The following is a 23,821-nucleotide window of genomic DNA, read 5'->3' as shown; positions in this document are numbered from 1 at the left end:
AACTTCGTAAAATAGCAATACTAAAGAAGACGTATCTCATATTTCTTTTAAAAAATTAAGAGGGAATGATTAGTATTAATCAAATTCGTAGGTATAGGGCCTCTTCACTTTGTATCATTCGGAAGACTGATTCAATATTGTTGGAACAGTTTCCCGACGAGCATGGAGTTATTACATTTCGTCCAGTTGGAGGAACAATTGAATATGGCGAAGACAGTAAATCCGCTGTGATTCGTGAAGTAAAGGAAGAAATCAATCAGGATATTATTGACACGAAACTGTTGGGAATCATTGAAAACATATTCTCTTATAATGGTGAAGTTGGACATGAGTTTGATTTTATTTATGAAGCAAAATTACTCTATACCAATGTTTATGAACAAGACGTTATTCAGGGTGTTGAAGGAGAAAATAAATATATAGCAGTTTGGAAGAGATTAGCTGATTTTAAGGATAACCCAAAATTCAAGCTTGTCCCAGACGGATTATATGAGATGTTAACTAATGAAGGGAAATCGGAAAGCATTAACAACATAAAACACATAAATACCAAAGAGCCCACTTCCTAGGCTTTTTTCAATAGAGTATAGATAGAATCCTAAAACAGAATAGGTTAATAGAGCTACATACACTAAAGGAATCAGTAGGTTGGAAAAGATTAATTTGAAAACAAATTTTATTGAATAGAAGTATTTCATTTCTCGCCTCTGGCAATAATTTCCATACGTTGTTACTATAATTCACTTTTTATGAATTGTCAAAATAATACCTAGATCTGTTTATCTTTGGAGTTTTTTGAACTATACTATAAATAGAGAGGGTGTTCGAAGTGTTCAGGAAGATAAGGAAGGTAGTGTGTATTTTAGCAGAAAAGGCAGGACTAAATTGGAAAATAGCCCTTTAATTCAATGATAACAAGGAAAATATATTTTCGAAGACAAAGAGATTGGAGGAACAAACTTGAAAGTGGATATAACCATTACAGAACGAATTGCAACTATTCAAAGTAATAATCAATTCTCAGGTACGGCATTTATTGAAAATGGGGAAAGACTTTTAGTCGATGTAAGCTATGGTTACGCAAATCGTTCTGAACAATTAAAAAATCAAGCAGCAACTCGGTATGGTATTGCATCGGGATGTAAGCTTTTCACTTCGATAGCAATTTGTCAGCTTGTAGAAGAAGGAAAACTTTCTTTTGACTCTTCTTTGAGCGAATGTCTTGATATAAATTTTCCGTACCTTGACAAAAAAGTAACCATTCATCATTTACTGACGCATACTTCAGGAATACCGGATTATTTTGATGAGGAAGTAATGGATGATTTTGAGGAGCTATGGGTCAAAAATCCAATGTATCACATAAGATGTTTAAGAGATTTCTTACCACTATTTCAAAATGATTGCATGAAATCCGCAGTGGGAGAGCAGTTCCACTACAATAATGCAGGTTATATTTTGCTAGGTTTAGTAGTTGAACAAGCAAGTGGGCTTGACTTTACTGACTACATAGAAGAACGTATTTTCAAAGTAGCTGGAATGATAGATTCAGGGTACTTTGCGTTTGACTCTCTTCCGGAAAGGATAGCGTTAGGGTACATAGATAATTCAGATGGCACATGGAAAACGAATATTTATTCGTTACCCGCGAAAGGCGGTTCAGATGGCGGAGCATTTGTAACAGCTAAAGATATGGTTAGGTTATGGGACGCCCTAATGAACCATCAGCTACTAAATGAAGCATTTACCAACAAGTTACTTACAACTCATACTCTAGTGAAAGAGGATAGCTTTTATGGTTATGGTATCTGGATTAAGAAAAGTGGAAATAATATTCTTAAGTATCATGTAATGGGATACGACCCAGGAGTCAGCTTTCACTCTGCTTTTTTTCCTGATTCATCCCTCAAGGTTGTTGTATGCTCAAATAAGTCGGCGGGAGCATCTGACATTATGAACGGAATTGAAGAGGAATTGACAAAGGTGAGGGCTAATTAATAAATCAAATAAGTAGGCATTTGATATTATATAAGAATTTAAGTTTTACATTTTTGTTGATTCAACATATGCTTGTTTGAAGCGTTTGTTTCAACTATTCAAGTATAAATGGGCCGATGAATCTTTCGTTCAACTTATATAGCGTCATCTATTTCATTGTTGTTTTATATTTTTTCATTCTGTCTTTATTCACACGATATGGAAAAAAGGTTATGGCAAAAAAATTATCGTATTTGCACACACAACGGTACTTATTTTTTTATAGTTATATGGATGATCCCAGTTTTTTTGGAAATGGATGGAGGAAATTACTATGGAAATGAACGAAAAACCGCATTTATTACTTATCGATGGAATGGCTCTATTGTTCCGTTCTTTTTTTGCAACATCGGCAATGGGACACTACTTTCCGAATGCTGAAGGCGTACCAACAAATGGCGTTCAGGGATTTGCACGTCACACAATGACGGCAATGTCCTTATTCAAGCCATCTCATATGGCGGTTTGTTGGGATATGGGGGCGCACACGTTTCGAAATGATTTGTTCGATGGCTACAAGGCGAATCGTCCAGCGCCAGCTCCCGAACTTGTACCGCAGTTTGATATGACGAGAAATCTGTCGGAAATGATTGGCTGGAAGAATTACGGAATTCCCGGCATGGAAGCGGATGATCTTATCGGTTCGATGGTTCGAGAATGGGATGGCAAATCGGAGATCACGATTGTTACCGGAGATAAGGACCTTCTCCAACTACTCAGGCCAGGAGTGCGCATCGCATTCATGAAGAAAGGGTATGCGGTTTATGATTTTTATACATATGACAGATTCGTCGAGGAGTATGGAATTACTCCGAAACAATTCATAGATAAGAAGGCATTCACAGGTGATTCGAGTGATGGCTATCCTGGAGTGAAAGGGATTGGACCTAAAACAGCCCTCAAACTCATTCAAGAATATGGGACTGTAGAAGGTGTAATCGAATCACTGCAAGAACTGGCGCCTGGCGTACGGAAAAAGATTGAAGTCGATATGGACATGCTATTTTTATCAAAAAAACTTGCGGAAATCCATTGTGCTATTGAAATGAATGATCCGATTGATGAATTAAAAATTCCTGTTTATGATCAAGTTATGAGGGGACTAATTGAAGCAGAAGGCTATACTATGATTGTGAAACAGGCGGATTCACTGTTTTTGAAATAAAATAAACGCTCATCGAATTCTACGAGAAGATTCGATAAGCGTTTTTTATTGATGTGTACCGTCGACAGGTTCCATTTTCACAAAGGACAGCACTTGCCGATTCTGCTCATAGGACACATATTGAATTCCACTTTTCCGATTTCTCCCCCCGTTATCATGAACAATAAGCGCTATATCATCACCATTCTCTTCAAAACCAATCACCGGCACCCAATGATAATCAAATTCGTAACGCCCTCGCCAACGGCATGAAAACCATTTATCGAACTTCGCCGCAACCGGTCGTCCCTCTTTAATCTGCCGCTGTACTTCATCAATTCCGCACTTCGCAACAGTCCAGTTTGAACCAAGTACTTTTCGCATAGTATAGATGAAACGCCATTTGAATAAACCAATTTTCGTTCCGCCCATAAGACGATACAAATCATTGATGTTGTAAGGAGATGCATTAGGGAAGAGGTAGCGCATCATGACGAATGCGGTTACAGGGCCACATGCTGATGGTTGATATCGTTCATCAATATCCTTATCGAATTGCGATTTCCCTTTGACATCCAATTGATATTTCATGCAATTACCTCCGGAATACAGAAAAATAGCGTCAACAACTAGAATGGAATCTACCTGTTGACGCTGATTTTTCAGTTATGCTTTCACACCATCAAGAAACTCAGTTACTTGCTGTGGAGATTTAGCGTTAGCACTGTGTAGATGCGCTTGTTTTTCACCATCTTTGAAAATCAGCAAACTAGGAATTCCCATGACATCGTATTTTTCAGCGATTTCAGGCAACACGTCACGGTCTACATCATACCATGTGTACATATCATATTTTTCAATGATCGGACTGATAAACATATCCATCCGTGTACAATCAGGGCACCAACCTGCTTGGAATTTGATAAGTGCTTTGGAGTCCTCGGAAATAATTTTATTGAATTGTTCTGCTGTCGTAATTGATTTCATAAATAATCCACTCCTCTATATGGTCAGTGTACAACGGATTTACTTTCAGCTGCTAGTAAAATGTTCTGATTGAAAGATCAGCTCCGGAAAAAAATTTACGATTTAAATATTGCGAAAACGTGAAGGATGTTCTACACTAAGAGATATAGAAAGCGTTTCTATTTTTTTTGTTCACATAATGAATGAGTATTCATTCAAGAAAAGAAAAGGGAGGTTTCGCTCGTGTCTTATCAAATTAAAAAAGCGGCAGTTTTAGGTTCAGGCGTCATGGGATCAGGTATCGCAGCCCATCTCGCAAATATCGGAATCCCGGTCCTTCTATTGGATATTGTCCCTGGAAAACTAACAGACGATGAAGTAGCGAAGGGTCTCACTATGGAAGACGGTCAAGTAAGGAACAAGATTGCGGCCGGTTCAATACAAAAATTACTTAAACAAAAGCCTGCACCACTAGCATCCAAAAGTAATCTTTCGCTTATTGAAGCAGGAAACTTTGAAGACGACTTGGGGAAACTGAAAGACGTCGATTGGATCATTGAAGTAATCGTTGAAAATCTAGCTGTGAAAAAAGGATTGTATGAAAAAATCGATGCAGTCCGCAAACCGGGTACGATTATTAGCTCGAATACTTCTGGAATAAGTATCGAAGCGATGGCGGAAGGACGTTCTGAAGACTTCCAAAAACATTTTCTTGGAACGCATTTTTTCAACCCACCACGTTATTTAAAACTACTTGAAGTGATCCCAGCAAGTACAACTGCACCTGAAGTTATCGACTTTATGATTACTTTCGGAGAGGACCGTCTGGGAAAAGGCGTCGTCATTGCAAAGGATACACCGAACTTCATCGCAAACCGTATCGGTACGTATGGGCTTCTGATTACCCTTCGTGAAATGGAGAAGCGCGGTTATTCAATCGGGGAAGTCGATTCTGTGACAGGGGCATTGATTGGTCGTCCGAAATCAGCGACATTCCGCACACTTGACGTAGTAGGCCTTGATACGTTCATGCATGTTGCGAAAAACGCTTACGATAAAACAACGGGCGATGAACAAAAAGTATTTGAGTTGCCAGCTTTCATGAAAAAAATGATCGACAATGGATGGATTGGCGCCAAAGCGAAACAAGGATTCTATTTGAAGAAAGATAAAGAGATCCTTGAACTCGATCCAGCGACATTTGAATATGGCCCGGCGAAGAAATTGAAAACGCCTTCAATTGAAATGGCGAAGCAACAAAAAGGTCTTGCCAACAAAGTGAAATCACTTGTCTATGCGAAGGATCGGACAGGAGAAATCCTTTGGAATATCCTTGCACCGACACTGCGTTATTCCGCAGAACTGAATGGTGAGATTGCAGATGATATCGTTGCGCTTGATAATGCCATGAAATGGGGCTTCGGTTGGCAGCAAGGTCCGTTTGAAATTTGGGATGCAATTGGCGTTATGAAATCCGTTACCTTGATGAAAGAAGAAGGGGAAGAAATACCTTCTTTCGTTCAAATTTTGCTCGATAAGGGCTATGAATCTTTTTATAAAGAAGAAGACAGCGAACTTTATTTCTTCGACGGGGAAGGTTACAAGCTGGTTCCTGTAAATGATAAAGCAATTGACTTGAAGCGTTATAAGAAAAAACAGGGTGTCATTAAAAAGAACACAGGTGCCAGCTTGATTGACCTTGGCGATGGCGTGGCGCTTCTTGAATTCCATTCACAATCGAATGCGATTGGTCCTGATATCGTTCAGATGATTAATTTCGCTGTTGATGAAGTGGAGAAGAACTTTAAAGGGCTTGTCGTCGGAAATCAAGGCAAAAACTTCTGTGTAGGTGCTAACCTAGGCATGATTCTAATGGAAGCACAGGACGATAATATTTTCGAACTTGATTTCACGGTCCGTTCATTCCAAAACGCAATGATGAAAATGAAATATTCCACGAAGCCTGTTGTGGCGGCACCATTCGGGATGACACTCGGTGGCGGAGCAGAAGTTTGTCTGCCAGCAGCACATATCCAAGCTTCAATGGAGACTTATTTGGGACTGGTCGAAGCAGGTGTAGGTTTGATACCAGGTGGTGGCGGTAACGTCGGCTTGTATGCAAAGCATCTAAAAGGATTGCCGAACGGTGTCCATGTCGACTATCAATATGTTGCGAACAAAGTGTTTGAAACGATTGCAATGGCGAAGGTGTCAACTTCTGGTGAAGAGGCACGCGAGAATAACTTCCTTGATTTTGCTGATGGTGTCAGTGTGAATGCAGATCACTTGATTTACGATGCGAAACAGGTGGCACTTGCATTGTATAACAATGGCTATAAAGCGCCTAAACGCGAAAAAATCCCTGTTACAGGTGATTCCGGTTATGCAACGATGCTTCTTGGAGCAGAAGGCATGTTCCTCTCAGGTTTCATTAGTGAACATGATCTGAAAATCGCGAGGAAGCTTGCATTTGTTTTATCAGGCGGGAAAGTACCGTACGGAACGCTTGTCGATGAACAATATATGCTTGACCTTGAACGTGAGGCGTTTCTTAGCCTTGTGGCGGAACCAAAGTCACAACAACGTATGCAGCATATGCTTGTGAAGGGTAAACCACTACGCAACTAATCATATATACGAAGAGGAGGAAGACAAATGCGTGAAGCAGTCATAGTAGCCGGTGCTCGGACGCCGGTAGGTAAAGCGGGCAGAGGCTCTCTTGTATCAGTTCGTCCTGATGATTTAGGGGCATTGGCAATTAAAGAAACATTGAAACGTGCTGGAGGGTATGACGGGGCAATTGATGATTTGATTATCGGTTGCGCAATGCCGGAAGCGGAACAAGGAATGAACGTAGCGCGTAATATCGGAGCGCTTGCGGGACTTCCAGATACGACACCTGCAATTACGGTCAACCGATTCTGTTCTTCAGGTCTCCAATCAATCGCATATGCAGCGGAGCGTATTATGCTGGGGCATTCACAAGCGATAATTGCGGGCGGAGTGGAATCGATGAGCATGGTGCCGATGATGGGGAATACAATTAGGCCGAACGCTCATTTAGCAGAAACTGCACCCGAGTACTATATGGGCATGGGGCATACAGCTGAACAGGTTGCTGTGAAATACGGAGTCAGCCGTGAAGATCAGGATGCATTTGCAGTCCGCTCACATGAAAAAGCAGGCGCGGCAATTGCGGCAGGGAAATTCGATGATGAAATCGTACCTGTCGAAGTCGTAAAACGTATCGTGGATGACAACGGTAAGTATAGCGAGAAAAAATTCATGTTCACGATGGATGAAGGTGTCCGTCATGGAACGAGCATGGCAGGACTTGCGAAACTCCGTCCAGTATTTAACGTCCGAGGGAGTGTAACTGCGGGGAACTCGTCACAAACTTCTGACGGGGCAGGAGCGTTACTTGTTATGGATCGTGAAGTAGCAGAGGCACAAGGTCTGAAACCCATCGCGAAATTCCGTTCGTTTGCAGTTGGCGGCGTACCACCTGAAGTGATGGGAATTGGTCCAATCGTGGCTGTTCCGAAGGCTCTTAAACTAGCGGGATTGTCAATCGATGATATCGACCTTTGGGAATTAAACGAAGCATTCGCTTCCCAATCACTGCAAGTTATCCGACACTTAGGCCTTGACATGGACAAAGTAAACGTCAACGGTGGAGCAATTGCTCTCGGGCATCCACTTGGGGCGACAGGTTCCGTTTTGACAATCCGTATGATGAATGAATTAAAACGCCAAGGTAAACAGTTCGGCGTCGTTACAATGTGTATTGGCGGCGGCATGGGTGCAGCTGGTGTGTTTGAAATGCTTTAAAAGAAAAGCCTGAAGTTTAGTAGAGAAAGAGGAGGAAAAAATAATGACTGAATTAATTAAAGGTGGAGCATTCCTAGTTGAAGATATCGAGTTGGATCGTGTATTTACACCAGAGGACTTTTCCGATGAACAAAAAATGATTGCAAAAACGACAGAGGACTATGTGAAAAACGAAGTACTTCCTGTTGTTGAAAATCTTGAAAACCATGAATTTGAGCACTCTGTAAGACTATTGAAATCTGCAGGTGACCTTGGACTTCTTGGTGCGGACGTACCTGAAGAATATGATGGTCTAGGTCTCGATAAAATCTCATCTGCATTGATTGCTGAAAAGATGGCTGTTGCAGGTGGATTCTCGATTACACATGGCGCGCACGTCGGTATCGGTACGTTGCCAATTGTTCTTTTCGGTAATGAAGAACAGAAGAAAAAGTATTTGCCGAACTCCGTATCAGGAGAGAAAATCTCGGCATACGCATTGACTGAGCCAGGATCAGGTTCTGACGCTCTCGGTGCAAAAACAGCTGCTAAACTAAATTCGGCTGGAACACATTATGTCCTTAATGGTGAAAAACAATGGATTACGAACGCAGGATTTGCTGATTTATTTATTGTTTATGCAAAAATTGACGGCGATAAATTCTCAGCTTTCATCGTAGAAAAAGAATTCCCAGGCGTTTCTGTTGGAGCAGAAGAGAAGAAGATGGGTATTAAATCCTCTTCAACTCGTACACTTATCCTTCAAGATGCTGAAGTTCCAGTTGAAAACCTATTAGGTGAAATTGGTCGCGGTCATATCATTGCGTTCAATATTTTGAACATTGGCCGTTACAAATTGGGTGTGGGTACAATTGGCGGATCGAAACGTGCGCTTGAATTGGCGATTACATATGCCAACCAACGTCAACAGTTTAAAACACCCATTTCTTCATTCAACTTGACGAAAGAAAAGTTGTCGACAATGGCATCTAAATTGTATGCGACAGAAAGCTTGATTTACCGTACAGTAGGCTACTTTGAAGAACGTCAAAGTCAAATGACTCCTGAAGAGCAAAAAGACGGTAAAGCAATCGCCGCTGCTATCGCAGAATACGCAATCGAATGCTCTATTAATAAAGTCGTTGGTTCTGAAGTATTGGATTACATCGTCGACGAAGCTGTTCAATTACATGGTGGATATGGCTTCATGCAAGAATACGAAGTCGAGCGCATTTATCGTGATTCACGTATCAACCGCATTTTTGAAGGAACAAATGAAATAAACCGCATGATCGTTCCAGGAACATTCCTGAAAAAAGCGATGAAAGGTGAATTGCCACTTCTTCAACAAGCGCAAGCATTGCAAGACGAGCTTCTAATGATGATGCCTGAAGAAATTGGCGATGAAGCACTTGCACAAGAGAAAGTACTTGTGAAAAATGCTAAGAAAATAGGCCTTCTCGTTGCTGGGCTTGCTGCACAACGTTTTGGCACAAAGCTTGAAACTGAACAAGAAGTACTTGTAAACATCGCGGATATCGCAAATAATGTATTTGCAATGGAATCTGCGCTTCTTCGTACAGAAAAAGCGATTGCACGTAGCGGGGAAGAAAAAGCGCAACAAAAGATTCTCTATACAGAAATCTTCTGCCAAGAAGCATTCGAAGCGATTGAAAAAGACGCGAAAGAAACACTTTTTGCAGCTGTCGACGGCGATAATCAGCGCATGATGCTGTCCGCATTACGCAAATTGACTCGTTCGAATCCGTATAATATTATTATGAAAAAACGTGAAGCTTCAGTGAAATTGATTGAAGCAGAGAAATTTATCGTTTGATTATTGAACATCCGGATGCCTTTGCGGTATTCGGATGTTTTTTTTGTTATACTGGGGAAAATGGAGGTGCTGAAGAAATGGGACTTACATATTACGCATACCCGAAGTGTGGGACATGCAGGAAAGCAAAGAATTGGCTTGAAATGAATGGCGTAGATTTCGAAGAGGTGAATATTACAGAGAACCCTCCGGCAGAAGACGTGCTAAGTGAAATCATCGCCGTGTCTGGGTTGGAATTAAAAAAGTTTTTTAACGTCAGCGGGACGAAATATAGGGAAATGAACTTGAAAGATAAACTGCTAACAATGACAGATGAAGAGAAGATCAGTCTACTTTCATCCGATGGTATGCTGATTAAGAGACCACTTGTCTATGGAGATGGAAAAGTGACTGTTGGATTCAATGAGGAAGATTTCGAGAACGTATGGAAAAACTGATTTCCTGCCTTGTTTTTATACATGAAATGTGCCAAAATTGAATTGAATGAAACTAATTTCTTGGAGGGGTACGGAATGAGCACACCAAAAGACTTGCGTTATTCTGAAGAGCACGAATGGGTAAAAGATGAAGGCGGTAATTATCGCATCGGAATCACACACTTTGCACAATCTGAACTTGGCGATATCGTTTTCGTTGAACTGCCACAAGTTGGCGATGACATTAAAGCGGACGAGCCTTTCGGAAGCGTTGAATCCGTTAAAACGGTTTCTGAACTTTACGCACCAATTAGCGGTAAAGTAATTGAAATGAACGAAGAACTTGAAGACAATCCAGAATTCGTTAACGAATCGCCATATGAAAAAGCATGGATGATTGTTGTTGAGCCTTCTGATAAGTCTGAAGTCGATGCACTCATGACTTCGGAAGCATACGAGAAGATGACTGTCGGAGAATAATTGTTTAAAAAAACGCCGGTATAGCTCCGGCGTTTTTTAAATCTATCAACTAGTATAGTAGACATTGCGAGGTGAAATCCTTGTGAGTGAAGAAAGATTAATTATAGTGGAGGGCGGTTCGGACAGGAAGCGTCTTCGTCGGATACTTGCCGAGTCTGTCGAAATCATTTGTACGAATGGTACGGTAAGCCCATACAGACTTGAAGAATTACTTATGCCGTATGAAGGATGGCATCTTTTCGTTTTTTTGGATGCGGATGCTTCGGGAGAAAAAATTCGTGCTTTATTCAAAAGGGAGTTTCCTACCGCCGTCCATCTGTATACGGAAAAAGTATACAAGGAAGTAGAAACAACTCCATATGAAGTACTTGCAACTATACTACTTGGAGCGGATTTCAAAGTCCGTCCCGAATTTTTACATTGAAGGATGATTTGAATGGAAACATGGACACGTGAAGATTGGGAAACAACTTTGAAAGAGTCTCCCATAGCTGCGTACTATCTATACACACCAATGTGCGGGACATGTGCTGTAGCGTCTAAAATGGTAGAAGTTATTCATACGATGAAGCCGGAACTGCCGATTGGCAAGGCGGATTTGAATTATGTCCAAAGTATCGCGCGAAACTACGAGATAGAAAGCGTCCCTTGCCTACTTATTCAGAAGGACGGAATTATTACCGATAAAATCTATGCATTCCGCTCAGTTCCCTATCTTCTTGAAAAAATAAGTTGACAGACAGGACGTGCATATGATAGGTTGTATTTTACATTAATTAAATAGCTCGCTCTTATTAAGAGAGGTGGAGGGATAGTGCCCTATGAAGCCCGGCAACCGTCACGAAAGTGAAATGGTGCCAAGTCACACAAAGCATATGCTTTGAAAGATGAGAGATCGGATGAACGTTCTTATTTTTGATAACGTCAAGCCTTTCTGCTTATCCGCGGGAAGGCTTTTTATAATGAAAAGCGAAAGGCGCCTGCTCAGCCCCGAAAAGCGCTGGAAGCCCTGAGGAAAAAGGCGTCCTTTGCCTTTATCAACAGGGGTGAAGCGACTCGAGGGGTTGGCGCCTGTAGCTAGACAATAATGAAAAGCGAAAGCGGCCTGCCAAGATGCGACCGGCATAAGACGGACCGGTGAAGCGGCGTCCTTTGCCGCATAACTGGGCTGACTTATGACCCGAGCGTCTGCCGCTGTAGCTAGACAACAATGAAAAGCGAAAGCGGCCTGCCAAGATGCGACCGGCATAAGACGGACCGGTGAAGCGGCGTCCTTTGCCGCATAACTGGGCTGACTTATGACCTGAGCGTCTGGCCGCTGTAGCTAGACAATAATGAAAAGCGAAAGCCGCCCGCTCAGCCCCGAAAAGCGCTGGAAGCCCTGAGGAAAAAGGCGTTCCTTTGCCTTTATCAACAGGGGTGAAGCGACTCGAGGGGTTGGCGCCTGTAGCTAGACAACAATGAAAAGCGAAAGGCGCCCGCTCAAGACAATGAACAGAATGCCCAAGTATTTACTATAAGAGGTGATATAAATGATTCATTTATCGGATGTCAATAAACGATTTGGAATAGGAACAACAAGTATATCGGCAGTCGAGGGCGTATCACTTGAAATTGCCAAGGGTGAAATATTCGGTATCATCGGCTACAGTGGCGCTGGGAAAAGTACCTTGATACGACTCTTGAATGGTCTCGAAATGCCGACATCGGGTAGTGTAAAAATCGGTGGTCGTGAGATATCTGCCATCAGAGGCGGAGAGTTGAGAGAAGCACGTCAAAAAGTGAGTATGATTTTCCAACACTTCAATTTACTATGGTCGCGCACGGTGAAAGAAAATATCGGGTTTCCGCTTGAAATTGCCGGCGTGCGAAAAGTAGAGCGTGAACGGAAAGTGGCTGAACTGATTGAACTTGTTGGATTGAGTGGTCGTGAAAATGCCTATCCTTCTGAATTGTCGGGTGGTCAGAAACAGCGTGTCGGTATCGCCCGCGCACTTGCAAATGACCCAGAAGTGCTCCTTTGCGACGAAGCCACATCTGCACTCGATCCAGAAACGACGGATTCGATACTCAATCTTTTGACCGACATCAACGAACGGCTCGGATTGACAATCGTATTGATCACACATGAAATGCATGTCATACGAAAGATTTGTCATCGAGTTGCTGTTATGGAAGCGGGTAAGGTCGTCGAAATCGGAAATGTGCTAGATGTATTCCAAGCTCCGCGAGAGGCAATCACCAAACGATTCGTCTTACAGGTGACGGAACCGGTGGAAACGAGACAGGCAATTGCGCATATCAAGGAAGAGTACCCTTCCGGCTCTCTGATAAAGCTCATCTTTGTCGGTGAACGGACGGAACAACCGGTACTTGCCAGCCTCATCCGTAAATACGATATCGATGTTAATATCGTACAGGGGAACATATCGCACACGCACGGTGGGGCATACGGAACGCTTCTTCTCCAGCTTGTCGGGGATGCGGATGTTATCGCCAAAGCAATCAATTACCTTCATGAAGAAGATGTTAAGACGGAGGTGATTGGTAGTGATTGAAAACCTTTTCCCACATGTCGATTGGGAGAAAATGTGGGAAGCGACGCAACAGACGTTGTATATGACGGCCGTTTCGACATTTTTTACTTTTGTTATTGGACTTGCACTCGGCGTACTGCTCTTCCTATCAGGACCGCGTCAACTATGGTCAAATAAAATCGTCAACGTGATTATCGGTGCGATTGTCAACGTTTATCGGTCGATTCCATTCATCATTTTAATTATTTTGCTTATCCCATTCACGAAGTTTTTAATTGGTACGATTCGGGGACCTGACGCAGCTTTACCCGCATTGATTATTGGTGCTGCACCGTTTTATGCTCGGATGGTATTGATTGCGCTACAAGAGATTGATAAAGGCGTTATTGAAGCTGCTAAATCGATGGGAGCTAAGACAAGGACTATTATTTTTAAAGTGCTGCTTGCTGAATCAATGCCTGCGCTACTTTCGGGTATCACGGTAACGGCGATTGCACTCGTTGGGTATACGGCAATGGCAGGGGCAATTGGCGCAGGAGGACTTGGCACACTTGCATATTTCGAGGGATTCCAACGAAATCGTAATGACATAACAATAATGGCAACAATCCTCATCTTAATTATTGTTTTCATTATCCAGTTCATTGGGGACGTTTTGATAAAAAGATTCGATAAAAGATAATGAAAAGGTTTTAACTCCAGAGTTTGCCAAAAAAAATATTAAATTTTGCTATTAGAAAAGGAGAGTATATAAGATGAAGAAATTTACATTTGGAATTTTATTGGCTGTAAGTGCACTTGCATTAGTGGCGTGCGGTGGGAAAAGTGGTAGCGACGATAAAATTATCATAGGTGCTTCATATACACCACACACAATCATCCTTGAAAAAGTAAAACCACTATTGAAGGAAAAAGGAATCGAGCTTGTTATCAAGTCATACCCAGATTATAATTTTTTGAATCCGGATCTTGACTCCGGAGAAATTGAAGCGAATTTTTTCCAGCACATTCCGTATTTTGAAGCACAAATTGCAGATCATGGATATAAATTTGCAAATGCAGGTGCTATCCATATTGAGCCAATTGGTCTATATTCGAAAAAATACAAATCGATTGAAGAACTACCTGAAGAAGCAGTAATTCTAATCAGCAACTCGGTAGCTGACCATGGACGAGTCTTAGCAATGCTTGAATCAAAAGGGCTTATTAAACTAGCCGATGGAATAGATAAAGTAAAAGCCGAAGTGAAAGATATCGTCGATAATCCAAAAAACTTGAAATTCGATGCAAACTACGACCCTGCCCTTATGTCACAGCTTTACAAGAATGACGAAGGCGATGCACTATTAATCAATTCGAACTATGCAATTGACGCAGGTTTGAATCCACGCAAAGATTCGATCGCCATCGAAGATACTGACTCGCCCTACGTCAACATCATTGCTGTTAAAGAAGGCGACGAAAACAGCGATGCGATCAAAGCATTAGTCGAAGTGTTGAGGTCAAAAGAAATTCAAGACTTCATCCTAGAAGAGTGGGGCGGCTCGGTTGTTCCTGTAAAATAATAATACTGCCTGCTCCGTCGATTGTTAGTTGATCGTCGGAGTTTTTTTGTCTGCGAGAATCCATTAATTTGTAGTATAAGCGACCGTTTCCACTAGCGAAGCGACCAATTAAGCAATCAAGTGACTGATTCCACTAGCGAAGCGACCAATTAAAAAATCAAGCGACTGATTCCGCTAGCGAAGCGACCAATTAAAAAAGCAAGTGACTGATTCCGCTAGCGAAGCGACCAATCAAGCAAACAAGCGACCGATTCCACTAGCGAAGCGACCAATTAAGCAATCAAGCGACTGATTCCACTAGCGAAGCGACCAATTAAAAAATCAAGCGACCGTTTCCACTAGCGAAGCGACCAATTAAGAAATCAAGCGACTGATTCCGCAAACGAAGCGACCAATTAAAAAATCAAGCGACCGATTCCACTAGCGAAGCGACCAATTAAGAAATCAAGCGACTGATTCCGCTAGCGAAGCGACCAATTAAGAAAACAAGCGACCGATTTCACTAGCTGAGCGACCAATTAAGCAATCAAGCGACTGATTCCACTAGCGAAGCGACCAATTAAAAAATCAAGCGACTGATTCCACTAGCGAAGCGACCAATTAAAAAATCAAGCGACTGATTCCACTAGCGAAGCGACCAATTAAGAAATCAAGCGACTGATTCCACTAGCGAAGCGACCAATTAAGAAATCAAGCGACTGATTCCGCTAGCGAAGCGACCAATTAAGAAAACAAGCGACCGATTTCACTAGCTGAGCGACCAATTAAGCAGACAAGCGACCAATTAAAAAATCAAGTTGTGTTAGGAAATAGATTCACTGAAAAATAAAATTATCATTCACATAGTATATTCATTGTGATAGTGTTGAGTTGTCTCACAAATGAGAAAAGAATCATGAGGAGGATGATGGAATGAAGTTCAAAATCGGCCTCATATGGCGTATTGTAATTGCTATCGCACTGGCAGTCGGACTGGGATTACTTGTGCCGGAGATACATGAAGGGTTCGCAAAAGGATTTGTTAGGTTTTTTGCGACATTCAATATGATTTTTGGTGGATTTCTAAACTTTGTTGTGCCCCTTATTATTATCGCGTTCATCGCACCCGGGATTGCTAAACTCGGAAAAGGATCCGGGAAGCTTCTTGGTCTTGCGACAGTTTTTGCTTACATATCAACAATTACGGCAGGGATTCTTGCATACCTTGCAGCAACAACCTTGTTGCCGAATTTTGTTGGGGGAGTTAAGGATTCAATTGTTGGAAATACAGGAAGGAATCCTGCGCTAACATTTTTCGAATTAGAAATGACTCCGATTATGGGGGTCATGTCAGCGTTATTACTCGCATTTATTTTCGGAATTGGGATGGCTTCCATCGGCAGTAAATCATTACTTGCTGTGTTTGATGAATTTAATGTATTGATTGAAAAAGTGATATCATTTGTTATTATTCCACTTTTACCGTTCCATATCTTCGGAATATTCCTCAACATGACGTACAGTGGTCAGGTTGCAAAAGTTCTTTCCGTATTTGCGATGGTATTCATTATGATTATTGGTCTCCATTTCATTATGTTGCTGATTCAGTATTCGATTGCTGGCTCTATATCCAAACGGAATCCATTTTCTTTAATGAAGACAATGGCTCCTGCTTATATGACGGCAATCGGCACGCAGTCGTCTGCCGCAACGATTCCAGTTACACTAAGGCAGGCTCGTAAAGCGGGTGTATCTGAGAGGGTGTCTGGTTTTACAATTCCGCTTTTTGCGACGATTCACTTATCGGGAAGTACGATTACGCTTATATCTTGTTCAATTGGGGTCATGCTCATGAATGGGGTGCCGATTGAATTCACCAAATTTTTACCGTTCATACTGATGCTTGGCGTTACAATGATAGCGGCACCAGGAGTTCCCGGTGGCGCGGTTATAGCGGCAGTGGGTCTTCTTGCTAAAATGCTCGATTTCGATGAAACAATGATTGCACTTATGATTGCGCTATACATGGCGCAAGATAGTTTTGGCACAGCAACAAACGTGACAGGCGACGGAGCACTTGCAATCGTCGTAGATAGCTTTACAAAAGAAGAAAAGGGTAGTAACCCAAAACTAGAATAAACGAATAAATAAAGGCCGGTACCTTGTGTGCCGGCTTTTACATTGCCTTAATTCTCAATAAGCCAAAGATAATTGAAAATAAATTTAAATTATAGGAAAGGTAGTGAGAAGTATTGGAGTGAGTGCGTTCAGACAAATTTAAGCGATTCTCAATGATTTGCAAGGCACTGTTTAATAAGCTAAGATTAGAATGATACTAATTGAGAATGGATTTCCATTCATCTGTAGCATATTGGAGGTATTGGAATGACAGTTTTAGACATTAAAGGTCTTCATGTCGAAATCGAAGGCAAGGAAATATTGAAAGGCGTCAATTTGACGATCAATACGAATGAGATTCATGCGATCATGGGTCCGAACGGTACAGGTAAATCTACCCTCGCCCAAGCGATTATGGGGCATCCTAAATATGAAGTGACAGCAGGAACGGTTACACTTGACGGTGAAGACGTACTTGAAATGGCTGTGGACGAGCGTGCTCGTGCCGGCATCTTCTTGGGAATGCAATACCCAAGTGAAATTACAGGTGTTACGAATGCTGATTTCTTGCGTTCGGCTATTAATGCACAACGTGAAGAAGGCGATGAAATTCCATTGATGAAATTCATCCGCGAACTTGACAAGAAAATGGAAATACTTGAAATGGACGAAGATATGGCAACGCGTTATTTGAATGAAGGTTTTTCAGGCGGAGAGAAAAAGCGTAACGAAATTCTTCAGCTTACTATGTTAAAACCTAAATTTGCAATCCTAGATGAAATTGACTCTGGTCTCGATATTGATGCATTGAAAATCGTTTCAAAAGGCATCAATGAAATGCGTGGGGAAGACTTTGGCTGCTTGATTATCACGCACTATCAACGTCTTCTTGATTATATTACGCCAGACCATGTACATGTAATGATGCAAGGGAAAGTCGTTAAATCAGGTGGTGCTGAATTAGCACGTAAACTTGAAGAGCAAGGATACGACTGGATTAAAGAAGAACTAGGTATTGAAGACGAGACTGTCGGGCAGGAAGCTTAAGAGAGGGGGACGATTCAAAATGACGGTTGAAACTAAAGTGGCATTGACCGAACAGGACGTCCGCTCCTATTCCGCCAAGATGAACGAAGCAAATTGGATGGCAGATTTTCGTGCTGATGCACTGTTAAAAGTAGAGCAGTTACCATTGCCAAAACCTGATAAAACCAAAATCAACAAATGGAATTTCACGAATTTCCCTATACATGCGGTAGAATCAGCAGTTTATACTTTATTAGATGAACTTCCTGAAGAAGCACGCGCACTTGTTGACTCAGCTCAACAAAAAAACATTTATGTACAGCATAACAACACGCCAGCCTACCTTTCATTAGCAGATGAATTGAAAGCTCAAGGTGTTATCATGACGGATATTTTCACTGCGTCACGCGAACATGGCGACCTTGTGAAAAAATATTTCATGACAGATGGTGTGAAAGTGGATGAGCATAAGTTAACTGCACTTCATGCGGCACTTATGAATGGCGGCGTTTTCGTTTACATTCCGAAAAATGTTGTTGTGGAGGAACCACTTCAAGTCCTCTTTTTACATGATAATGAGCAAGCATCCCTTTTCAACCACGTTCTAATCGTTGCTGAAGCGAATAGTTCAGTGACATATGTAGAAAACTACTTGTCGACTGTGGAAGAAGCGAGCGGCTTAGCAAATATCATTTCTGAAGTGTTCACAGGCGATAACGCACAGATCACTTATGGTGCGGTAGATGTACTTGCGAAAGGATTTACGACTTATGTAAATCGCCGCGGGATTGCTGGGCGAGATAGCCGGCTTGATTGGGCACTCGGCTTGATGAATGATAGTGATACGATTTCTGAAAACATTACACATCTTGTTGGAAATGGTTCACATTGTGATATGAAGACAGTTGTAGTGGGGCGTGGTAAACAACGCCAAAACTTCACGACTGAAATCGTCCATTGGGGACAAGATACAGAAGGTTTCATTTTGAAGCACGGTGTCGTGAAAGATGAAGCATCTTCCATCTTCAACGGTATTGGTAGAATTGCAAAAGGGGCAACAAGATCGAATGCTGTCCAAGAATCACGTGTGCTTATGTTGAGTGAAAAAGCACGTGGGGATGCGAACCCGATTCTTCTCATTGATGAGGATGATGTTACAGCGGGACATGCAGCTTCTGTAGGTCGTGTAGATCCACTGCAATTGTTCTATTTAATGAGCCGCGGCATTTCACAACATGAAGCAGAACGCCTCGTCATCCACGGTTTCCTTGCGCCTGTCGTTAGTAAATTACCAATTGAGGGCGTTAAGAAACAGTTGACGGAGGTCATCGAAAGGAAAGTGCGCTAATGCTCAGTAAAGAGATCCGCAACCATTTTCCGATACTTGACCAGGAGATAAACGGGCATCCACTCGTTTATCTCGATAGTGCCGCAACTTCTCAAAAGCCACGGCAGGTAATAGAAGCAATAAGCAACTATTACAACTTGGATAATTCAAACGTCCACCGTGGTGTGCATACACTTGGAAACCGAGCGACAGAAGCTTATGAAGGCGCTCGCGAGAAAGTGCGTAAATTCATTAACGCGAAGTCTACAGAAGAAATCATATTCATGCGTGGGACGACTACGGCACTCAATATGGTTGCTCAAAGTTACGGACGAGCGAATGTGGGCGAAGGCGATGAAATTGTCATCACCTATATGGAACACCATTCGAATATCATTCCTTGGCAGCAATTAGCGAAGGAAAAGGGGGCAGTGTTGAAATACATCAACCTTGAGGAAGATGGAACACTGTCGCTTGATAAAGTGCGTGAAGTCATTACTGACCGCACGAAAATCGTCGCTATGATGTATGTTTCTAACGTACTTGGCACAATGAACCCAATCAAAGAAATCACAGAAATTGCACATGCCCACGGAGCTGTCATGGTTGTCGATGGTGCTCAAGCTGCACCCCATCTGAAAATAGATGTGCAAAAGCTTAACTGTGACTTTTTTGCTTTCTCTGGGCATAAGATGTGTGGTCCGACCGGTATCGGTGTCCTTTACGGGAAGAAAGAATTGCTTACTGTTATGGAGCCAATTGAGTTCGGCGGCGAGATGATTGACTTCGTCGGCTTGTATGATTCCACATGGAAAGAGCTCCCGTGGAAGTTTGAAGGAGGCACTCCGATTATCGCAGGTGCGGTTGGTCTGGGTGCTGCAATCGATTATCTTGAGGAAATCGGTCTGGATCATATTGAGCGGCATGAACATGAACTTGCTGGGTATGCTATGCAAAGAATGTCAGAAATTGACGGACTGACGATTTACGGTCCACTCGATCCCGAAAAACGTGCGGGGCTTGTCACGTTCAACCTGAATGACGTCCATCCACATGATCTTGCGACTGTACTTGATATGAACGGTATCGCAGTTAGAGCAGGTCACCACTGTGCACAACCGCTCATGAAGTGGCTTGACGTATCAGCTACGGCACGTGCTAGCTTCTATATTTACAATACGGAAGCGGACGTTGATAGCCTCATGGACGGACTCCGCATGGCAAAGGAGTATTTCAACGATGTCTATTAAAAATCTAGATCAATTATATCGCTCGGTTATTATGGATCATTATAAAAATCCGAGAAATAAGGGTATTATCGATGAAAGTAATGTCACAATCGATATGAACAACCCAACATGTGGAGATGTTATTCACTTAACACTTCAAGTAGAAGATGGCATTGTTCACAATGCGAAATTCGAAGGGGAAGGCTGTTCGATTTCCATGGCATCCGCATCGATGATGACGCAGTTGATTAAAGGGCGTACTGTTGAAGAAGCACAGTCTCTTGCCACTGTAATATCTAATATGATGCTGAGTAAAGAATATGATGACTCCATCGACCTTGGGGATATTGAAGCACTAGCCGGTGTTGCCAAATTCCCAGCCCGCATCAAATGCGCGACACTTGCATGGAAAGCGATGGAAAAAGGGGTCGCCAATGACTCCGAACAACTATAGAACGGAGGAATAGTGATGGCTAAAAAAATGCCGGATATCGGCGATTACAAATATGGTTTTGCTGACAAAGACGTATCTGTTTTTCGTTCCAAACGTGGCTTGACGCGTGAAATTGTTGAAACGATTTCACGGATGAAAGAAGAGCCTGAATGGATGTTCAACTACCGTATAAAATCATTGGAAATGTTCTACAAAATGCCAATGCCACAATGGGGTGGAGATCTTAACTCACTCAATTTCGACGAAATTACTTATTATGTAAAACCTTCTGAAGCGACAGAAAAGTCGTGGGATGAAGTTCCGGAAGAAATCAAGCGTACGTTTGATAAACTCGGAATTCCAGAAGCAGAGCAAAAATACCTTGCAGGCGTTTCCGCTCAATATGAATCAGAAGTTGTTTATCATAATATGAAGCAAGAACTTACAGACTTAGGGATTGTCTTCAAGGATACGGATTCGGCACTTAAGGAAAATGAAGAGTTATTCAAAAAGTATTTTGGTACAATCATCCCGAATTCTGATAACAAGTTTTCTGCATTGAACTCGGCTGTTTGGTCGGGTGGATCATTCATTTACGTACCACCAGGCGTAAAAGTAGATACACCATTACAAGCCTATTTCCGCATTAATTCGGAAAACATGGGTCAGTTTGAACGTACACTGATTATTGTCGATGAAGGAGCGAGTGTGCATTACGTCGAAGGATGTACGGCACCTGTTTACACGACAAACTCACTTCATAGTGCGGTTGTAGAAATCATTATCAAAAAAGACGCTTATTGCCGCTATACAACAATCCAAAACTGGGCGAACAACGTCTATAATCTCGTTACGAAGCGTGCAGTATGTGATGCGAATGCAACGATGGAATGGATTGATGGTAACATCGGTTCGAAATTGACGATGAAGTATCCTGCAGTCATCCTTAAAGGGGAAGGCTCACGTGGAATGACATTGTCGATTGCACTTGCTGGAAAAGGGCAACATCAGGACGCGGGTGCGAAAATGATGCACTTGGCTCCGAATACGTCTTCCACAATCGTATCGAAATCGATTTCTCAACATGGTGGAAAAGTGACGTATCGCGGTATCGTTCATTTCGGACGAAAAGCAGACGGCGCACGCGCCAACATCGAGTGCGACACGTTGATCATGGATAATCTGTCGACATCTGATACGATTCCGTATAATGAAATCTTGAATAATAACGTTTCACTTGAGCATGAAGCAAAAGTTTCTAAAGTTTCAGAGGAGCAACTCTTCTATTTAATGAGCCGTGGTGTTCCTGAACTAGAAGCAACTGAAATGATTGTCATGGGCTTCATTGAACCGTTTACAAAAGAATTACCGATGGAATATGCAGTAGAGATGAATCGTCTCATTAAATTCGAGATGGAAGGTTCTATTGGATAAACATTAATAAACCCCGTCACATCAATATTTGTGACGGGGTATTTTCATTCGAAGTATCGATAATGGTAAAACAACTTTGCTATGAAAATAAGTCATCTGTTTATTTATCTCTAAGGTACATATGATATAATAAGCTTAACAATCAAGAGAAGAGGAGGACTTCGAATGTTGAAATTATCAGTAGAATCGAAAGAGTTTCAACAAATTCTGCATAATCTTCGTTTAGAAAATATGTCACTCCCATTAGAACTTCAACATAAAGTCGTTGAGGTGGTTCAAAGTAAACAAAAAATAACGTCTGAATTGATTCAAGGGCTAATTTCAAGATGAGTAAGTATAATACCGAGGATCAAGGAGATTATTTACTAAAGCATAATTTATTTGGTGCTACTTCGCACGAACAATTAGAGCAACTTGAAACAGTTGCTTTTTCTATTCGATCTTCACAACTTGAAGTAGACGGTTTTGAATGGTTACTTCCCCTAAAAACTAAAACTATAAAGCAATTACATTTCTTTTTATTTCAAGATGTATATCCTTTTGCAGGACAAATACGGGATGTTCAATTGATGAAGGGACACACCCGATTTTGCCAAGCTGAGGACATTGAATCTAACTTAAAAGCTTTAACAGAGCAACTCCAAAAAGAACAGAGATGGGAAAGTATCGAACAAGCTGCTGAACGTCTTACATACTACAAAACGGAACTCAATATCATTCATCTGTTTCGAGAAGGAAACGGGAGAACTCTCCGTATCGTGATCAGAGAAGTTGCACGTAGTCACGGATTTGATTGGAATTTTCAAAATATAGACCCACGAATATATATGCAAGCAATGATTCAATCGGTAACAGATGAATCTCTCTTGAAAAAGCTTTTAGAAGACACATTGAATCCTCATTAATGGTTATTTTCTTATACTTTCTCGACAATGATTCTGTGCCTATTTTTTGCCTATTGCGTTTCGCTGTGAATCGTTTGATATCGGTAGTGATTTTTCGGAAACCTTATATTCATCAGTGTTTTCGTACATGAAAATCATTAAATTCGAGATGGAAGGTTCTATTGGATAAAAACATAAAGAAAAACCGACATTTATGGTCGGTTTTTTGTTTGAAATAAATCGGTTGGATTAGTGTCGTGAAGGTTACTGGTAAGGCAATACAGTAATAAATAGTTAGGATTCTTATGCTATGATAGTACTATCATAGCATAAGAAAGGGGGAGTGGGTATGATTCAAATTGGATTGACAGGTTGGGGAGATCATCCGGATGTGTACCATCCATCTTCATCAGCGAAAGAAAAGTTGATTGATTATAGCGCCCACTTTCCAATCGTCGAATTAGATTCTACCTTTTATGCATTGTACACCTGGGTATGGGAGAATGATTACAGCCAAGAGAATGTACCACTTCTGCCATAGTTTGTACCAGCGATTGCCACGAATTGTACCACTCATTGCCAACGTGTTTACCACTGAA

The 23,821-nt window shown here is 41.7% G+C and carries 23 protein-coding genes, 1 pseudogene and 1 riboswitch; of the genes and pseudogenes, 22 read left to right on the top strand and 2 right to left on the bottom strand.

The features are described 5' to 3' along the window. Positions 1 to 65 precede the first annotated feature (65 nt). The 3 genes from H4683_RS17445 (at position 66) to H4683_RS17435 (ending at position 3,202) form a co-directional block, all read left to right on the top strand. A complete protein-coding gene (locus H4683_RS17445) occupies positions 66 to 569 on the top strand; it encodes an NUDIX hydrolase (RefSeq protein ID WP_192600109.1) in 504 nt (167 codons plus the stop codon). A 397-nt stretch (positions 570 to 966) separates the two neighbouring features. Further along, positions 967 to 1,998: a serine hydrolase gene (locus H4683_RS17440; protein ID WP_192600126.1), complete on the top strand. Its 1,032-nt coding sequence runs from the start codon at positions 967 to 969 to the stop codon at positions 1,996 to 1,998. Between the two features lie 319 nt (positions 1,999 to 2,317). Then, a complete protein-coding gene (locus tag H4683_RS17435) occupies positions 2,318 to 3,202 on the top strand; it encodes a 5'-3' exonuclease (RefSeq protein ID WP_192600125.1) in 885 nt (294 codons plus the stop codon). Between the two features lie 45 nt (positions 3,203 to 3,247). Here the strand turns inward: H4683_RS17435 and H4683_RS17430 are convergent, their stop codons facing one another. After that, positions 3,248 to 3,772 carry a C39 family peptidase gene (locus H4683_RS17430; protein ID WP_192600108.1) on the bottom strand — a complete coding sequence of 175 codons (525 nt, stop codon included), beginning with the start codon at positions 3,770 to 3,772 and terminating at the stop codon, positions 3,248 to 3,250. A 75-nt stretch (positions 3,773 to 3,847) separates the two neighbouring features. Then, entirely contained in the window at positions 3,848 to 4,168 is a 321-nt protein-coding gene (locus tag H4683_RS17425) for a thioredoxin family protein (protein ID WP_192600107.1), read from the bottom strand. Between the two features lie 222 nt (positions 4,169 to 4,390). On the opposite strand from H4683_RS17425, the gene H4683_RS17420 reads away from it, so the two are divergent. The 19 genes and pseudogenes from H4683_RS17420 to H4683_RS17330 all read left to right on the top strand — a co-directional run. Next, positions 4,391 to 6,775 (top strand): 3-hydroxyacyl-CoA dehydrogenase NAD-binding domain-containing protein, encoded by a 2,385-nt coding sequence (locus H4683_RS17420; protein ID WP_192600106.1) that lies wholly within the window; start codon positions 4,391 to 4,393, stop codon positions 6,773 to 6,775. A 27-nt stretch (positions 6,776 to 6,802) separates the two neighbouring features. Then, positions 6,803 to 7,978 carry an acetyl-CoA C-acetyltransferase gene (locus tag H4683_RS17415; protein ID WP_192600105.1) on the top strand — a complete coding sequence of 392 codons (1,176 nt, stop codon included), beginning with the start codon at positions 6,803 to 6,805 and terminating at the stop codon, positions 7,976 to 7,978. Between the two features lie 43 nt (positions 7,979 to 8,021). After that, on the top strand, positions 8,022 to 9,794 hold the full coding sequence (locus H4683_RS17410; RefSeq protein WP_192600104.1) for an acyl-CoA dehydrogenase family protein: 1,773 nt from the start codon (positions 8,022 to 8,024) through the stop codon (positions 9,792 to 9,794). A 77-nt stretch (positions 9,795 to 9,871) separates the two neighbouring features. Then, complete coding sequence (locus tag H4683_RS17405; RefSeq protein ID WP_192600103.1) at positions 9,872 to 10,231, top strand: arsenate reductase family protein; 360 nt, start codon at positions 9,872 to 9,874, stop codon at positions 10,229 to 10,231. 75 nt (positions 10,232 to 10,306) lie between these two features. Next, positions 10,307 to 10,690 carry a glycine cleavage system protein GcvH gene (gene gcvH, locus H4683_RS17400; protein WP_192600102.1) on the top strand — a complete coding sequence of 128 codons (384 nt, stop codon included), beginning with the start codon at positions 10,307 to 10,309 and terminating at the stop codon, positions 10,688 to 10,690. 82 nt (positions 10,691 to 10,772) lie between these two features. Then, on the top strand, positions 10,773 to 11,114 hold the full coding sequence (locus H4683_RS17395) for a toprim domain-containing protein (protein ID WP_192600101.1): 342 nt from the start codon (positions 10,773 to 10,775) through the stop codon (positions 11,112 to 11,114). A 12-nt stretch (positions 11,115 to 11,126) separates the two neighbouring features. Next, positions 11,127 to 11,426, top strand: a complete 300-nt coding sequence (locus H4683_RS17390; RefSeq protein ID WP_192600100.1) for a thioredoxin family protein — start codon at positions 11,127 to 11,129, stop codon at positions 11,424 to 11,426. A 52-nt stretch (positions 11,427 to 11,478) separates the two neighbouring features. After that, a riboswitch (SAM riboswitch) is annotated at positions 11,479 to 11,584 on the top strand. 638 nt (positions 11,585 to 12,222) lie between these two features. Continuing rightward, positions 12,223 to 13,248, top strand: coding sequence for a methionine ABC transporter ATP-binding protein (locus H4683_RS17385; RefSeq protein WP_192600099.1), 1,026 nt, complete (start codon positions 12,223 to 12,225; stop codon positions 13,246 to 13,248). Beyond that, entirely contained in the window at positions 13,241 to 13,909 is a 669-nt protein-coding gene (locus tag H4683_RS17380) for an ABC transporter permease subunit (protein WP_192600098.1), read from the top strand. Before H4683_RS17385 ends, H4683_RS17380 begins: the two co-directional genes overlap by 8 nt. Before the next feature lie 73 nt (positions 13,910 to 13,982). Beyond that, positions 13,983 to 14,792 carry a MetQ/NlpA family ABC transporter substrate-binding protein gene (locus H4683_RS17375; RefSeq protein WP_192600097.1) on the top strand — a complete coding sequence of 270 codons (810 nt, stop codon included), beginning with the start codon at positions 13,983 to 13,985 and terminating at the stop codon, positions 14,790 to 14,792. 912 nt (positions 14,793 to 15,704) lie between these two features. After that, positions 15,705 to 16,910 carry a dicarboxylate/amino acid:cation symporter gene (locus H4683_RS17370; protein ID WP_192600096.1) on the top strand — a complete coding sequence of 402 codons (1,206 nt, stop codon included), beginning with the start codon at positions 15,705 to 15,707 and terminating at the stop codon, positions 16,908 to 16,910. Positions 16,911 to 17,156: 246 nt separating this feature from the next. Further along, the gene (gene sufC / locus H4683_RS17365; RefSeq protein WP_225942183.1) at positions 17,157 to 17,936 is read left to right on the top strand and encodes a Fe-S cluster assembly ATPase SufC; all 780 of its coding nucleotides are present in this window, start codon (positions 17,157 to 17,159) and stop codon (positions 17,934 to 17,936) included. Positions 17,937 to 17,955: 19 nt separating this feature from the next. After that, on the top strand, positions 17,956 to 19,263 hold the full coding sequence (sufD, locus tag H4683_RS17360; RefSeq protein WP_192600095.1) for a Fe-S cluster assembly protein SufD: 1,308 nt from the start codon (positions 17,956 to 17,958) through the stop codon (positions 19,261 to 19,263). Further along, positions 19,263 to 20,492 (top strand): cysteine desulfurase, encoded by a 1,230-nt coding sequence (locus H4683_RS17355; RefSeq protein ID WP_192600094.1) that lies wholly within the window; start codon positions 19,263 to 19,265, stop codon positions 20,490 to 20,492. Before sufD ends, H4683_RS17355 begins: the two co-directional genes overlap by 1 nt. After that, the gene (sufU, locus tag H4683_RS17350) at positions 20,482 to 20,925 is read left to right on the top strand and encodes a Fe-S cluster assembly sulfur transfer protein SufU (protein WP_192600093.1); all 444 of its coding nucleotides are present in this window, start codon (positions 20,482 to 20,484) and stop codon (positions 20,923 to 20,925) included. The genes H4683_RS17355 and sufU overlap by 11 nt, the downstream gene beginning before the upstream one ends. A gap of 15 nt (positions 20,926 to 20,940) precedes the next feature. Continuing rightward, the gene (sufB, locus tag H4683_RS17345) at positions 20,941 to 22,338 is read left to right on the top strand and encodes a Fe-S cluster assembly protein SufB (RefSeq protein ID WP_192600092.1); all 1,398 of its coding nucleotides are present in this window, start codon (positions 20,941 to 20,943) and stop codon (positions 22,336 to 22,338) included. Positions 22,339 to 22,503: 165 nt separating this feature from the next. After that, positions 22,504 to 22,668: a Zn-dependent hydrolase gene (locus H4683_RS17340; RefSeq protein ID WP_192600091.1), complete on the top strand. Its 165-nt coding sequence runs from the start codon at positions 22,504 to 22,506 to the stop codon at positions 22,666 to 22,668. After that, positions 22,665 to 23,243, top strand: coding sequence for a Fic/DOC family protein (locus H4683_RS17335; protein WP_192600090.1), 579 nt, complete (start codon positions 22,665 to 22,667; stop codon positions 23,241 to 23,243). The genes H4683_RS17340 and H4683_RS17335 overlap by 4 nt, the downstream gene beginning before the upstream one ends. A gap of 328 nt (positions 23,244 to 23,571) precedes the next feature. Beyond that, positions 23,572 to 23,706, top strand: a pseudogene (locus tag H4683_RS17330) (DUF72 domain-containing protein); the annotation flags it as partial. Positions 23,707 to 23,821 lie beyond the last annotated feature (115 nt).

This window comes from Sporosarcina limicola (genome assembly GCF_014873855.1).
Classification (GTDB): Bacteria; Bacillota; Bacilli; order Bacillales_A; family Planococcaceae; genus Sporosarcina; species Sporosarcina limicola.
The sequence above is the reverse complement of the archived record's forward strand: the minus strand, read 5'-3'. Positions and strand labels throughout refer to the sequence as shown.